This window comes from Jeotgalibaca caeni (assembly GCF_028863945.1).
GTDB lineage: Bacteria > Bacillota > Bacilli > Lactobacillales > Aerococcaceae > Jeotgalibaca > Jeotgalibaca caeni.
Genome location: NZ_JARBEA010000008.1, coordinates 1 through 14,930, shown reverse-complemented (window position 1 = coordinate 14,930; position 14,930 = coordinate 1). Strand labels below are relative to the sequence as shown.

The following is a 14,930-nucleotide window of genomic DNA, read 5'->3' as shown; positions in this document are numbered from 1 at the left end:
ATATAAAAATGAACAAAAAAGTCCTCTGCCGTTGAACAGCAGAGGACTTCCTAGTTTTATTTTTTTATAACGCGCAGCATTTCTTTTAGTTGACCAGTGACTACTAGTCCTACAACTAGCATTGCCACAAAAATAATTCCTTTCACCATCAGGTTAACAAAGTTACTAAATGGTAAGGTGGGTAGGAGCATGAAAGCAGCAATCTGTAATGCACCTAAGACAAGTGGTTTTTTCAGTTCTGCCAATAACTCTCCGTACCCTGAATCAAAGACGCGATACATCAATAAGTAATTATTAACCAAGAAATTAATGGAAAACGATACGACTACCATAGCGGCTACCCATTCAATACTGCCGAGATATACACCAACACCAATCGAAACGACATTTAAGATCATAGACTGTACACCTGAGAAGAGGAGTAAATCGGTACGATTCGTTGATTGATAAAAGGCTCCGGTACTGCTGGCAATCATTTGAATCCAAATCGATACAGCTAAAATTTGGAACGTAAGAACACTTTGGCCCCACTGATTTCCAAAAATAAAGAAAATAATTTCTTGTCCAGCAAACGCACAAAACACTGAAATCGGTATCCCGATATTAGCGAGAACTCGGGTAATCTTCAAGTATGTATCTTTGATGACATCTCTACGGTTCTCATACTCTGACATAATCGGCTGAATAACCGGAGTAATGATTCCTGCCAAAATTGTATTAGGATACAAAGAAAGTTGATAGGCTTTATTGTAGTAACCCAGTGCCCCTTCCGTGAAAACCCGTCCAATCAGAATGCTGTCAAAATTACGTGAAAAATAGTTGATAAAGTTAAAACTGAATTGGTTTCTCGAAAAAGCCCAAATTTTCTTAATTGGTTCAAAAGAAAACTTAACCTTGGCTGAGACTTTTGCCTTTCGGTAGTAAAAAACAAAGTTCATCATTGCCTGCACTAAACTTCCCAAAATAATAGCATAGTATTTGAAGCCTAAGAAAGCCAAAATGATGGACACAATCCCTTTAATAATACCGCTAAAGATTAAAATAGTATTAACAGTTTTGAAATCTTTCCTCTTTTGGATGATCGCCTTCGGTACGACCAATAAAGCAAAGAAAAAGACAGCAATTCCTAAAATAACAAAGATTGGGATATACACTTGATTATCATAGAAGATGCTGACTGGGTAACCTAGCAACATAAAAATGGCTGCTAGTACCGTTGCAAAGCCAATAGAGAAACGGAAAATCACTTGGACATCATGATCTGTCAGTTTTTTATTTTGGATAATTGCAGGACCAAAGCCCATGTCCGCTAACAAGTTAAAAAACTCGATAAAGATTTGTACAATGGAAACAACCCCGTAATCAGCAGGTGTAAGAATACGAGACAAAACAGCATTTACCCCGAGCTGAATAATAACGTTCGAATACTTTCCCATCGCACTAAAAAACATTCCCGAACGAAAGTCATTGGCTGACATTTAGATTTCACCTCTTTTTTTCAAAAAAATATAAAAGCTCAACATCAGTATTTTAGCACGTAATGTTGAACTTTTATGTTAAGTTACCGTAAAGAAATAGTCTTAAGGAATGAAGCCAATGCTTCCTGCCACGTCGGAATCTCAAATCCCGTCGCTTTTGCCTTGCTCAAGTCCATAATGGAATGTCTTGGACGATAAGCTTTTTGTGGATATTCTTCTGAAGTAACGGGTTTGACTTCAACATCTGTATCCTTTAGAATCTCTTGGGCAAATTCATACCACGTACAATGATCGTCGTTCGACAGATGATAGATACCGTATTCTTGCTTTGTTTCCATCAAATGAACCAAGAACTCTGCTAAGGTACGGGTCCAAGTTGGACGACCTGTTTGATCGTTCACTACGGTTAGGGTTGGATGAGTTTCTGCCAAGCGGCGCATCGTATAGACAAAATTGTGTCCATACTCGCCAAACACCCATGAAGTCCGAACAATATAAAAACGCGAACAGATGGATTGAACAAGCTTTTCTCCTTCAAGCTTCGTACGGCCATATTCATTTTTCGGATTTGGTTCAGCATCTACTGCATATTCCGCTTCGTTTGTTCCATCAAAAACATAGTCGGTACTGATGTAATAAACGGTAGCGCCATATGCTTCTGCGACTTCCGCAATATTCTTCGTACCGAGCACATTCACTCGTTCATTCAGTTCCTGACCTTCGTCTTCTGCTTTGTCTACTGCTGTATAAGCGGCGCAATGGAAAACGACGGTTGGTTTGATGTCTTGGAAAACTTTTTCAATAGCCGTTTTTTCCGTGATATCCATTTCGTCTGCATCCGTTGCGGTGTAAGAAATTCCTTTTTCATCCAGTAAATAACGCAGTTCTGTTCCTAGTTGCCCGTTGGCTCCTGTAATTAAAATGGCCATCTGATTGCCTCCCTATTTCTTCAAACTAGCTCGGTCTTTTAAGGCGCGCCACCAGTCTTCGTTTGCCAGATACCAGTCGATTGTTTCCACAATCCCAGTATCGAAGGTATATTCTGGCTTCCAGCCAAGTTCTGTTTCCAATTTGGTTGGGTCAATCGCATAACGACGATCATGGCCTAGACGGTCTTCTACGTATTCAATCAAGTCACGAGAAACATTCAACTTTTCTACGATGATATCAACGATTTGGTTATTCGTACGCTCGTTATGACCACCAATGTTGTATACCTCACCTTTTACGCCTTTACGGAGTACTAAATCAATCGCTTGGCAGTGGTCTTTTACGTGAAGCCAGTCCCGCACATTTTCACCGTCTCCATAGATTGGTAATTTTTTCCCGTCCATCGCATTCGTAATCATTAATGGAATTAACTTCTCTGGGAAATGATATGGTCCATAGTTGTTCGAACAGCGCGTGATGTTCACATTCATCCCGTACGTTTCAAAGTAAGAACGAACCAATAAGTCTGCGCCTGCCTTACTCGCTGAATATGGACTATTTGGTGCTAGCGGAGTTTCTTCCGTGAAATATCCTTCTGCGCCTAGAGAACCATAGACTTCATCTGTCGAAACTTGGAGATATTTTTCAATTTCCATTTCCTTAGCAACATTTAGAAGCGCTAAAGTTCCTTGGATATTTGTTTCCACAAATACTTCTGGATTCAGAATGCTTCGGTCTACATGGGACTCTGCTGCGAAGTTTACAAAATGTGTAATCTCGTAAGTCTTTACCAAATGACGGACTAGTTCTGTATTTTGGATATCGCCTTGAACGAAGATATGATTTGGATTCTCTTTCAAGTCATCCAAATTGTGGATGTTCCCAGCATAGGTTAATAAATCTAGATTAACCACTCGATCATGGGGATACTTTTCTAAAATATAATGGACAAAGTTGCTGCCAATAAAGCCAGCTCCTCCGGTAACTAACAAATTCATCTTTATTTCTCCTCCCACACAAATGGATTATCAAATTCTGCCAAAGTTGGATGATGTTTGTCTTTTTCAGATAAGACCAATTTTTCTATTGGCATCGGCCATTCGATTCCAATGGCTGGATCGTCGAAGGCAATCCCACCATCATGTTCTTTTGAGTAATATTCATCCACCTTGTACTGCACATTGCAGTTCGCAGTTAATGTAACAAACCCATGAGCAAATCCTTTTGGAACAAGGAGTTGACGATGATTGAACTCACTTAGAATGTACCCTTCCCATTTCCCATAAGTAGGTGACCCTACTCGCAAGTCAACCAGTACATCATAAATGACACCAGTAGTGGCACGAACAAGTTTCGTTTGCGCTTTGTCCGGTGTCTGGAAATGCATACCGCGAAGAACTCCAGGCTCTACAGAAAGAGAATGGTTATCTTGGACGAAGGCAATATCAATGCCTACTTCCTTAAATTTTTCCTCTGTATAACTTTCTGTAAAGAACCCGCGATGGTCTCCAAAAACTGCCATTTCAATTATTTTAACGTCTTGTAATTTTGTGTTTAAAACTTTCACGATTTTCGCTCCTTCTTATTTCGATTGTTCCGCCAAACGCAGCATGTATTGCCCATACTCATTCTTTTTCAATGGTTGAGCTAGCTCAATGAGCTGTTCTCTTGAAATATATCCCATTCGGAATGCAATTTCTTCTAAACAAGCTACTTTTAAGTTTTGACGTTTCTCAATCGTTTCAATGAAGAGAGCAGCCTCCAACAATGATTCATGAGTTCCTGTATCCAACCATGCAAAACCGCGTCCCATAATTTCTACATCAAGCAATCCCTTTTCCAAGTAAGCTTTATTTACATCGGTAATTTCTAGTTCCCCGCGTGGAGAAGGTTTAATACTCTTAGCGATTTCGATGACATCATTATCATAGAAATACAAGCCGGTTACTGCATAATTACTTTTTGGAACTTCTGGTTTTTCTTCAATGGAGACAGCTTTCATGGAATCGTCGAATTCCACAACGCCAAATCGTTCTGGATCATTTACATGATATCCAAAAACAGTGGCCCCTTTTTCCTTTTGAGCCGTACGTTGCAGCATCTTCGATAATCCACTGCCATAGTAGATATTATCTCCTAAAATGAGACAGACTGAATCATCACCGATGAATTCTTCGCCAATAATAAAAGCTTGAGCGAGACCATCTGGACTTTCTTGCACTTTGTATTCGATGTTTAACCCTAACTCATTTCCATTACCAAATAGTTGCTCAAAACGAGGCGTGTCAGTGGGAGTTGAAATAATCAGAATATCCTTGATTCCTGCCAGCATCAAAATAGACATTGGATAGTAAATCATCGGTTTGTCATAAACTGGCATTAATTGCTTCGACACAGCCTTTGTTAAAGGATAGAGACGTGTCCCGCTACCTCCTGCTAAAATTATTCCTTTCATTCTCTTACCTCCTAATTTTGTTTATACTCCTTTAACTTCTTCTCTTAATTGCATTGAAGACATAGAAGCAAAAGTAGTAAATGGCTTTCGGTAACGGTAATTTTTCCAATCGGTAATACGTGTTCCACGTTCGTTTCAATGCACCAATACGATTGCTAGAGATCGAACCTTTTACTTGCCGATATTTACCTAATACTTCATTCAAACCATAAGCATAATCATGTTTTCTTAATATTTGAAGCCAAGTTGCCGTATCTTGACCTTTTCGCACTAATGGCATGCGGAAATCTCCAATGATTTCTCGGTCAATGATTACCGTTGAACAGGCAATCGCCGTATTCTTCAAGAGACCTTTATAATCTAATCTCTCCGGCAACGGAACAGAAGGACTGATTACCTCTTCATTCTCTGACACCAATTCGAAGTTTGTATAAGTGAACCCATACTGATTTTCTTTCATAAAAGTAATCTGGCGTTCCAATTTTTGCGGCTTCCATACATCATCACTGTCAATAAAAGCAATGAACTGCCCTTTCGCATGTTCAATCCCCGTATTACGAGCCACCGCTGCTCCCTCATTTTGAGACAGCTTCACATATTTGATCCGGCTGTCTTCTTCCATAAGAGCTCGAATGACTTGTTCACTATTATCTGGTGAACAGTCATCGACTAAAATATATTCCCAATCTTTGTAAGTCTGGTTCATAACGGAACGAATGGTACGTTCAATAAAGGGTTCTGCTTTATAAACAGGCGAAACAATGGATACTACATTCTTTTTCATATTGAATTCTCTACTCCTCATTAAGTTGAATAATCTTTATTGGAGCATGATACAGCTTTAACAACTCTCTTTGCTGATTATACCAAGTCTTATCCGTAATGTTTGGTTGAACGAAGAGAACAACTTCCTCAACTTCCAATTGGTTATCCAATTGCAGAACATGTTCGGATACCCGTAACCCGCTCGTATCCTTCATCTTATCGGCATCTTGAGCCAAAAGTACTCTCTCACGAGAAGCAGGAACAACAGAGGTATGCTGAATCGCATCACGATCTTGGCTGTTTAATAAAACAAAGGTATCTTCTTCATTCCAATTGTAGTTGAACGCATATTTAATTTTCTTGCTAAAGAATGTTAACGTCAGGGTAGCGAAGAAAGCCACAGCTACTCCACCAATCACTGCAATGATAAAAGATACCGCAATGTTACGAATACTAAATGGATCTACTGATCCTTCAACTTCAATCAACGCTTCTGGATTTGCCAGTTCTTCTTCCGTTAAGATTCTTGGTTCAGAAATAACATAGGTATTTTTATTCTGAAGCAAGCTTATTTCTCCATTTTCAATCATTTCATAAACCGATTGTAAGACACGGACGTTTTCTTCTTCCGTTCCTACTCGGGAACTGAATACCCAAATGTTAGAAGCTTCATTACGAGATGCTCCCAGCACTCCACGGTCACGTGCTGTTTTCGGATAGTTTGTTTCTTTTTCAACATCTAGTAAATCACTAATTTCAACATTTGTCGCTTCTTCTATCGCTTCGATATTCGTGTCGGTTTTGATAGCCTCTTCAAGCAATAATGTGTTTGTATAGACCCCACCGTCATTGTATTCGATATACATTTCAAAAACAGCTGGCTTTTCTGTTCCAGACATGCTCGTTGTTTCTTCTTGCGCCTCACTCTGTTCGGCTTGGTAACGGATCAACAACGGAATGAATTGTACCAGTAAAAGCAACGTTAGGAATATAAATGTGAATGTGATGAACTGTTTCTTCTGATTGCGAAGCAATCTCTTCATTTCTTTTACTAATGTGTGACTATCCATGAGGTCCTCCTAATGTTTTTTTCTGCTTCTACCACTTTTTTCTGTATCCCTAGCGATTCACAATAAGAAAAGAAGGCAATGATGACACCAAAGACTACCCATTGCCACTCATTAATAATATTGCTTGCTGAAGAAATAGAGGAAAGAGTAAAGGCAGCAAGATATCCAATAATAGAAAGTGATGCTTTTCTAATAAAAGCATCTTCGCTGTACCTGTAATACTGATAAGCCTTTCGAATCATACTGATATAAACCAGTAGATAAATAACAAAAATTAAAACACCATATCCAGTCAAAATTTCCATCCACCAATTATGCATGTTACTAATCCCATCAGTTGGCAGAATCGATTTTGTTTTCATATAGTGCTCAATATTTCCAGCCCCTACGCCGAACCCAAACGAATTTTTCAAAAAGTAAAAGCCATTTTTAATTAAGTTCACACGTTCATGGTTTGAACTGCCATCAAACTCTACCCTGCCAGCAATTAATTGCAAAATAGCAACGACTTGCCCTCTTAGAGAAGCACTTACCACAAGTAACACAGCTCCTGCTCCTGTTAAACCGCCTAAAGCTATGAAAAATCCTCTTTGAGTTATCACTTTAGCAAAATAAACCAGAGTCATCGCACCCATTCCGATGAAAAATGCTAATAAGTTCGCACGGGAATCTGTTTGATAAATCAACCAGAAACAGCATAGCCATAAACCGAGATAAGCTGTTTTCACATAAACATTTCTGGCATGTCGAAATAGGAACAGAATAAAGAATGAACCCATCAGTAACATCGTTGCATAATCATTTTCATTAGGATAAATAGAAATTGGAATACGTGTGAGAATATTCCGTGAACCAGGACGATATTTCGTCATAAAGTGATCGCTGGCCCAAAAGTAATTCCCGGTGATCAACTCACTCAACCCTAATAGAATATGTAAGGTAACCCCAGCTACAACACTTTGAAATAAGCGGAGTACATCTTTTTTCTCCTTCACGAACAAATGGATGAATACGATGGAAAATACCCCAATCCCAATGAATATATTCGCCCTAATCCAACCCGTCAAGCTCTCGCTCCAAGCAATGGACATTAGTGAATATAATAGCCAAATAAAATAAAACGAGGTATAGGTACTGCTTAATTTACGAGGATAGAAGCGTAAGCGTGAATCATTATTGAGAAACTGTATACCAAAGAGATAAAGCATAAACAAAAATAAAATACGGTACAAGGATAACTTAAATCCTATATCAATTGCTAATATTTGTGTCCCTAGAAAAACAGAGAACACAAGTACATAGACCAGCTTTTTCATCGGTTGCCTCCAAACGTTTTTACATTTCTTTAGCGCCTTCCATCATGTAACGGATTTGCTCCTGTCTGGACGGCATCCCTTGATTCGGTTGATATTTACGCACAACAAATTGCAGAATCAATAAATGATAAAGTTTGGGGGAGAGAGTTTTAAATAGTGCTCCACGATCACGGTAATACTTTTCATTATAACCTTTGAACCAAGTAGACTCCCTCTCCTCAGTTAACTTAGCAATCGTAACGGGAACTGCCATAATTTTCAATCTTTTCTCCAGACAATCCCTTAGAAAAATAGTATCTTCTCCATTACTATGAGGCGTTCCCCCGCCAAACTGCAGATGGAAAAAAATACCTTTTTTATGGATACTTTCTGGTCGGAATGCAATTCTAGCAGCTCCGAAACGCATATAGTTTCTTTTTGAAACTTGAAAAGGCTGTCGAATGATATAGCGAGTGGGAATTTCTTCCTCCAGATTAAAAATTAATACATCTGCATCCGGGTACTTCTTAAATTGCTCTTCCACTAACTTTGGGTATCCATCCACATAAACCATATCATCATCCGCTAATAATGCATGCGCAGCACTGGCCCGCATTAAGGCACTATTTCGGCTTAACCCTACTCCGCGTTCAGCAAAAGAATAGATTTCAATCGTCTTCCCATTTCTTTCTACTTTTTCATAATTGTGCGTGTCCGTCTGATTAATAATGATGGCATCGGACTGAAGATTCATTCGTTCAATGAGCGCATCGTCTTTTTGATTCATGGTGGCAACTAATACTTGTAAATCCAAACATACACCTCCTTTTCATATGATCTTTTGATAGAAATCAATTAAGTCTTTAATCGTTTGATGAATCTCATAGTGAGCATCGACAATATCTTGATATGTATTCTTACGCTCCCTAACCTGACTATAATCAGATATTACTTCTACCCATCTACTCAACGAATCTAAAGGCAAGAAAAAAACAAGGTCGGTGATGGCCACATCACTCGGCACTTGATCTGAAACGAGTGTTGGTAACCCGGCTGATTGAGATTCTACTGCGCTCAACCCCAATCCTTCGAATTTAGACGGCAATAAAAAAACATCCGCAGCTTGCAACAATTCAGGAACATCTCCACGAGCCCCTAATAAGAGAACATCTTTTTCAAGATTCCGCTTCGTAATTTCTTCTCTAATTTCTGAATACAAAGGGCCATCTCCAACAAAAACAAGTACACTGGAAGGAATCTGTACTCTCACTTTTTCGAATACTTCGAGCATAAACAGATGGTTTTTCACTTCAGAAAAACGACCTACGTGCATGATTGTATACCGGTTGTCTAATTGTAATTGTGACCGGACAGCTTCTCTTTTTTCTGCATTGAATGCATATTGAGCGGCATCAATGCCATTATGGATAATCTGTACGTCATTCTTTTCTGGAAACATCCAAGCAGCGGCTGCATTTGTGATCGCTAGATGATACCTGGCGTCTTTTACATTATGGTTGCGTATTTTTCCTTTTAATCCTTGACTCTTATAGCTTTCGTTATAACCGGTTGTATGTGCGTGAATCCCTACCGCTTTTATTCCCCTTCTTCTAGCGGTTTGAATCACAAATGGATCGTCTGCGACGTGAACATGTAGAAAGTCATACTCATGATGTTTAGCAAAAAATTGATTTACCTTACGATAGAAAGCCATCATTGATTTTATATTCAACGATGGCGTATCCAATGTATGGAGCTTCCCGCCTAACTCAAGATACTCTTTTAATAACGGCGAATCAGGGCTATAGTTCCGTACTAACAATTCGAACTCAACTGCATCAGAAGGAAGATGACGATACCAATTCAGAAAGACACTCTCAATTCCACCTGTATTGAAGCCAGGAATATAATGAAGTATTTTTAACTTTTTCATTGTCTATCCTCCATTGAATTGATACGATTTCTCTTCGCCCGATTTCTTTACCTTAAATAAATAAGGATATTGATTCGTGTACGCACGTATCTTATCAATCTTCATCAAGCTTACTTTCATCCCCGCACGGACACTTTTTCGTCCCATTTCATACTTAATACCCACTTCATTATTGAAGCTGAGTTTGGATGATTGATCTTCCTTATGATAAATTTCTACTTCATCAAGATATACTAATTTCAAGCCAAGCTTATAGCAGATTAAAGCCAGTATTTCTTCCTCATAATAGAGGAAGGTTCCCGGATAGAATCCATCCATTTTCTCTAGATAGTTTTCTGTCAAGAATAAGACAGAGCCGTGGAGTGTAAAGGGTTGATTAGAAACAGATACAGGTTTATTTTCTGCAACAGCAGGTTGTTTCTTAAGTTTTCTCTTGATCACTCGTCCCACGTTTAAAACCCCGGAGAGTTTGTATTTTCTTAATAAGGGAAATGAAAACTCTCGGAATACTGCCTTAAATGATGGATGGAATATAGCGGATGGGTTCTGGTTCCCTCCATCGCTACCAATAATTCTGGTTCCCATTGCTCCCACGTTTGAATCAATTGATTGACTCGCTAAGAAAGCTAAGTAGTTGGGATCAGTAAATAAAACATCGTTGTTCATAACGAGGATGTTCTTGATGCCTAGCACTTTTTTACAATACAAAATACCAATGTTGTTTCCTTTAGCAAAACCTAAATTTTCATTCGACTGGAGGAGATGAATGTTCTCTTCATTTCCGTAGCGACTGTACAGCTCATCAAAGGATTCATTTTTGGAAGCATTGTCTACAATTACTACCTCATATTCATGAAAGGTTTGGTCTGCTAATGAGTCAATGCACTCTACTGTATCGTGCCAATTTAAATAATTTAGAATTACAATCCCGATTTTCAAGTAGATTCTCCTTTAATACAAGCTAATCAGCTTACTACGTTTTTCTTTGCCTTCTTAGTTTGGTAATTCGTATACAGGTCACTATTATATACTGGACTTAAAACAAGTTTTAAGCGATTGATCAGTAGTGCCTTCCCTTTGAATTGTGGAAGCAACAACGATGAATCCAATCGTTTAAATTCTTGCTTAAAAGCAGCAAATGCTTGTTTTCGATCTGCCTTATTTTTTATTTGTGGTACTTTCTGTAATTGGAACGTATAATGCTTAAATTTCAAATTGGTAAAGAGATGACTGTCATAAGCATTGCGTTCTTTGTAGAATGCTTCTGCATCTTCAATACTTTTAATCGTCTCCAAGATCACTAATGAATAGGAGTGGCTGATGCTCCCACTTCGAACTCGGTAGTGATAAACTACTGTATCCAATACGGTTATCTTCTGTGCAAATAACAAGAGTCTCAAATAATAATTTAAGTCTTGGGCTTGTCTTAAATCTGCAAAGTAAATTTCATTTTCTTTTACCATTCTTGCCGAGAGTAATTTATTTCCGGGTACAGAAGTGGCAAGAGAAAAAGTCTCGCGCAATTCTGGCCCGTTGTATGTTCCAGCCTCAACTGGAAGAGTTACCGTCTTCCCAAATTCGCCTGCTTCATTGACTGTATCGTACCAGCCCATAACGATATCTGCTTCGGTTTGTTCCGCTGCTTCTACCATCTTCCTTAATACATTGTCTGCAAGATAATCGTCTGAATCAACAAATTGAATATAGTCACCTGTAGCGTAGTCCATCCCATTGTTTCTAGCGGCAGGAGCTCCACTATTTTCTTGAAAGAGTCCTACAACACGATTATCATTTTTCATATATTCTTTGATAATTACAGCAGAGTCATCGGAAGAACCATCATCTACTAAAATCACCTCTATATTTTGATAATCTTGATTTAAGATGGAATCTACATTTTGCCTCAAATAATCTGCTGCATTATAGACTGGCATAATAAACGAGACTTTTTTTGCATTTTCTACTGACACAAGTAATCCCTCTAATCTTTCCTAATTCTCATTAAATAAATCGCGTGTATACACCTTTTCTTGTACGTCCATTAATTCTTTCGCATTTCGGTTCGATACAATCACATCAGAAAGTTGCTTGAACTCTTCTAAATCACGAATGACCCGAGAATTGTAGAACGTTTCTTCTTCTAATACAGGCTCGTATACAACAACTTCAATTCCTTTTGCCTTGATTCGTTTCATAATTCCCTGGATAGAGGAAGAACGGAAGTTATCGGAATCAGATTTCATGGTCAAACGGTAAATTCCCACTACTTTTGGTTGTTTACGCAATATCATATCTGCTACATGATCTTTACGCGTACGATTCGACTCTACAACTGCCTCAATCAAGTTGTTTGGAACATCATCATAGTTCGCAAGAAGCTGTTTAGTATCTTTTGGCAAGCAGTATCCACCATATCCAAATGAAGGATTGTTGTAATGCATACCAATACGAGGGTCTAAACCAACCCCCTCAATAATTGATTTACTATCGAGTCCACGCACTTCTGCATAGGTATCCAGTTCGTTGAAGTACGCTACACGTAAGGCTAAGTATGTATTTGCGAATAGCTTCACGGCTTCTGCTTCCGTTGAATTCATGAAAAGAACGGGAATGTCTTCTTTAACGGCGCCTTCTACTAAAAGGTCAGCGAATTGTTTTGCCACATCTGACTCTTCACCAACGATAATGCGTGATGGGTACAAGTTATCGTACAATGCTTTTCCTTCACGTAAAAATTCTGGTGAGAAGATAATATTATCTGTTTCATACTCTGCCTTTACTTTTCGAACAAAGCCTACGGGAATGGTTGACTTAATAATCATGGTCGCACTTGGTCGATATTCTAATACATCTTCGATCACGCTCTCTACTGTAGAGGTATCAAAAAAGTTCTTTTTATCATCATAATTTGTTGGTGTACAAATAATAACGAAATCTGCATTCCGATAAGCTTGGGTCTTGTCTGTTGTTGCAGTCAAATCCAGTTCCTTAGTTGCTAGATACTCTTCGATTTCCTTATCTACAATCGGTGATTTACGATTGTTAATCAACTCTACTTTTTCTTCTACAACATCCAAAGCAATCACTTTGTTGTTTTGTGCTAATAAAATGGCATTTGATAATCCTACATATCCGGTTCCGACTACAGTAATGTTCATTTTGCATCTCTCTCTCTTAATTCAGTTGCTAGTTCTTTTACGTATTGTTTCATTTTATCTTTTGTTTCTTCGTGATGTAACCCATATTCAATATTCGCCAACAACATGCCATACTTATCCCCAACATCGTACCGTTTACCTGTGTATTCATAGGCTACTAGTTGATTGGTTTTATTTAATGTTTCCAACGCATCGGTCAACTGGACTTCGTTTCCAGCATCCGGCTCTTGATTACGTAAAATTTCAAAGATTTCTGGTAGCAGCAAATATCTGCCTACAATTCCCAAATCACTTGGCGCTTCTTTGGCCTTTGGTTTTTCTACCAATCTCTTAATGGAGTAAACTTGTTCGCCCACTTCTTTATCAATATCAATCACACCAAAACGATCCGTTTGATTTTCTGAAATGCGGACGGTCGCGACTACACCTTTGCCCTGTTGTTGATAGACATTCATTAGACATTTTGTTAACGGAACATCATTTGGCATGATATCATCGCCCAATAGTACAACAAAAGGCTCATCCCCAATAAACGCTTCAGCTTGGAGAATCGCATCCCCTAAGCCTTTTGGATAAGCTTGGCGCACATAATGAATGGAAGGAATCGTAGTTGATTTTACAGTCTCAAGTAATCGATCCTTGCCCTTTTCTTTCAAGTTTTCCTCGAGCGAAAAATTTGCGTCAAAATGGTCTTCGATTGCATTTTTCCCTTTTCCGGTAACGATGAGGATATCTTCAATCCCACTCTTAATCGCTTCTTCTACAATAAATTGAATACTTGGCGTATCCACAACCGGCATCATTTCTTTTGCCATTGCTTTTGTAGCTGGCAAAAATCTTGTACCTAGTCCAGCTGCTGGAATAACTGCTTTTCTAATTTTCTGCATACGTACCATCCTTCCAGTCCAGTTTGCCTTATTATAACAGATTCTACAGGAAGAAAAAACGAACCGATGGGGATTCTTAGGATATCCTTTAGTTTTGAAAAGGGAATTCACTTTTTTTACGTATCTTATAGGTAAAGGAGGAAAGATATGTTTATTAAAAGAAGAGAAATTCCTGTTCAAGTATCATTATTGAGGGTACTGAAGCCAAGGCATGAATTGCTTTACGAGTACTCTAGTATATTGGATCGTGCAGAGAGCGGGTTAATTGGTGAAGAAAAATTGGATTATTATTTAAAAAAGAAGTGATTGGGATGCATATATTCTTCCAGGCTTTCGTTTCAATAACATCCAGATTGATACAATTGCTATCTGCAATGGAACCATCTATCTGTTTGAAGTGAAGAATTATCAAGGTGACTGCTACTTTCAAGACGACCAGTTTTTTTATCCACATCATTTTGAAATTAAGAATCCTCTTCATCAAGCATCCGATAACGCTATTGCATTGAAGCAGTTACTTAGAGGGAAACATTTTCAGATTAAGCACTGGGTTGTTTTTACGAATCCCGACTTCACCTTGAAACAAGTGAAACGAACCGACCCCATTATCCTGCCAAATCAAATCGAACGTCATTTAGAATATCTTCGTCACTCTTCATCTCCTAGCACAAAGGCCGATTATGAGTTAGCGATGCATCTTTTACAACTCGACAATCCTTCAGCTCAGCTGAAATATCTAGATATTCCTTTATATGACTTTTCGCATCTAAAGAAAGGCCTAAAATGCAGAAAATGTCATGTTTTAAGTGTAGAGGTATCAGGTAGAACCTGTTCTTGCCAGAAGTGCAGCTACCGGGAACCCGTTTATCAGGTGGTTCAAGATGAATACGGCATCGAAAATGTACCACTAGTGCATTGTTTTTTACCACTAAGTGCAAAGAAATGTACCAGTAAGTGCG

At 38.6% G+C, this 14,930-nt stretch carries 16 protein-coding genes; 2 read left to right on the top strand and 14 right to left on the bottom strand.

Annotated elements, in window-relative coordinates:
* Positions 1-56: 56 nt before the first annotated feature.
* The 14 genes from PVE40_RS02920 to galU all read right to left on the bottom strand — a co-directional run bounded on the left by PVE40_RS02920 (position 57) and on the right by galU (position 13,971).
* On the bottom strand, positions 57-1,478 hold the full coding sequence (locus PVE40_RS02920) for a lipopolysaccharide biosynthesis protein (protein ID WP_274730375.1): 1,422 nt from the start codon (positions 1,476-1,478) through the stop codon (positions 57-59).
* 83 nt (positions 1,479-1,561) lie between these two features.
* Positions 1,562-2,407 carry a dTDP-4-dehydrorhamnose reductase gene (gene rfbD, locus PVE40_RS02915; protein WP_274730374.1) on the bottom strand — a complete coding sequence of 282 codons (846 nt, stop codon included), beginning with the start codon at positions 2,405-2,407 and terminating at the stop codon, positions 1,562-1,564.
* A 12-nt stretch (positions 2,408-2,419) separates the two neighbouring features.
* Entirely contained in the window at positions 2,420-3,406 is a 987-nt protein-coding gene (gene rfbB, locus PVE40_RS02910; RefSeq protein ID WP_274730373.1) for a dTDP-glucose 4,6-dehydratase, read from the bottom strand.
* A 2-nt stretch (positions 3,407-3,408) separates the two neighbouring features.
* On the bottom strand, positions 3,409-3,975 hold the full coding sequence (gene rfbC / locus PVE40_RS02905) for a dTDP-4-dehydrorhamnose 3,5-epimerase (protein WP_274730372.1): 567 nt from the start codon (positions 3,973-3,975) through the stop codon (positions 3,409-3,411).
* 15 nt (positions 3,976-3,990) lie between these two features.
* On the bottom strand, positions 3,991-4,863 hold the full coding sequence (gene rfbA, locus PVE40_RS02900; protein WP_274730371.1) for a glucose-1-phosphate thymidylyltransferase RfbA: 873 nt from the start codon (positions 4,861-4,863) through the stop codon (positions 3,991-3,993).
* Positions 4,864-4,894: 31 nt separating this feature from the next.
* On the bottom strand, positions 4,895-5,647 hold the full coding sequence (locus PVE40_RS02895) for a glycosyltransferase family 2 protein (protein WP_274730370.1): 753 nt from the start codon (positions 5,645-5,647) through the stop codon (positions 4,895-4,897).
* Positions 5,648-5,657: 10 nt separating this feature from the next.
* Complete coding sequence (locus tag PVE40_RS02890) at positions 5,658-6,698, bottom strand: hypothetical protein (RefSeq protein ID WP_274730369.1); 1,041 nt, start codon at positions 6,696-6,698, stop codon at positions 5,658-5,660.
* On the bottom strand, positions 6,680-8,014 hold the full coding sequence (locus PVE40_RS02885) for an O-antigen ligase family protein (protein WP_274730368.1): 1,335 nt from the start codon (positions 8,012-8,014) through the stop codon (positions 6,680-6,682). Before PVE40_RS02885 ends, PVE40_RS02890 begins: the two co-directional genes overlap by 19 nt.
* A 19-nt stretch (positions 8,015-8,033) precedes the next feature.
* Positions 8,034-8,807: a hypothetical protein gene (locus PVE40_RS02880; RefSeq protein ID WP_274730367.1), complete on the bottom strand. Its 774-nt coding sequence runs from the start codon at positions 8,805-8,807 to the stop codon at positions 8,034-8,036.
* Between the two features lie 15 nt (positions 8,808-8,822).
* Positions 8,823-9,926, bottom strand: a complete 1,104-nt coding sequence (locus PVE40_RS02875) for a glycosyltransferase (protein ID WP_274730366.1) — start codon at positions 9,924-9,926, stop codon at positions 8,823-8,825.
* Between the two features lie 3 nt (positions 9,927-9,929).
* On the bottom strand, positions 9,930-10,865 hold the full coding sequence (locus tag PVE40_RS02870; RefSeq protein WP_274730365.1) for a glycosyltransferase: 936 nt from the start codon (positions 10,863-10,865) through the stop codon (positions 9,930-9,932).
* 26 nt (positions 10,866-10,891) lie between these two features.
* A complete protein-coding gene (locus PVE40_RS02865; protein WP_274730364.1) occupies positions 10,892-11,896 on the bottom strand; it encodes a glycosyltransferase family 2 protein in 1,005 nt (334 codons plus the stop codon).
* A 21-nt stretch (positions 11,897-11,917) separates the two neighbouring features.
* Entirely contained in the window at positions 11,918-13,084 is a 1,167-nt protein-coding gene (locus tag PVE40_RS02860) for a nucleotide sugar dehydrogenase (RefSeq protein ID WP_274730363.1), read from the bottom strand.
* Positions 13,081-13,971: a UTP--glucose-1-phosphate uridylyltransferase GalU gene (gene galU / locus PVE40_RS02855; RefSeq protein ID WP_274730362.1), complete on the bottom strand. Its 891-nt coding sequence runs from the start codon at positions 13,969-13,971 to the stop codon at positions 13,081-13,083. Before galU ends, PVE40_RS02860 begins: the two co-directional genes overlap by 4 nt.
* 147 nt (positions 13,972-14,118) lie before the next feature.
* Here galU and PVE40_RS02850 point away from each other — a divergent pair, with 147 nt between their 5' ends.
* A complete protein-coding gene (locus PVE40_RS02850; protein ID WP_274730361.1) occupies positions 14,119-14,277 on the top strand; it encodes a hypothetical protein in 159 nt (52 codons plus the stop codon).
* A 13-nt stretch (positions 14,278-14,290) separates the two neighbouring features.
* Positions 14,291-14,930: nuclease-related domain-containing protein (locus PVE40_RS02845; RefSeq protein ID WP_338033464.1), on the top strand; the 640-nt coding region annotated here is incomplete at its 3' end.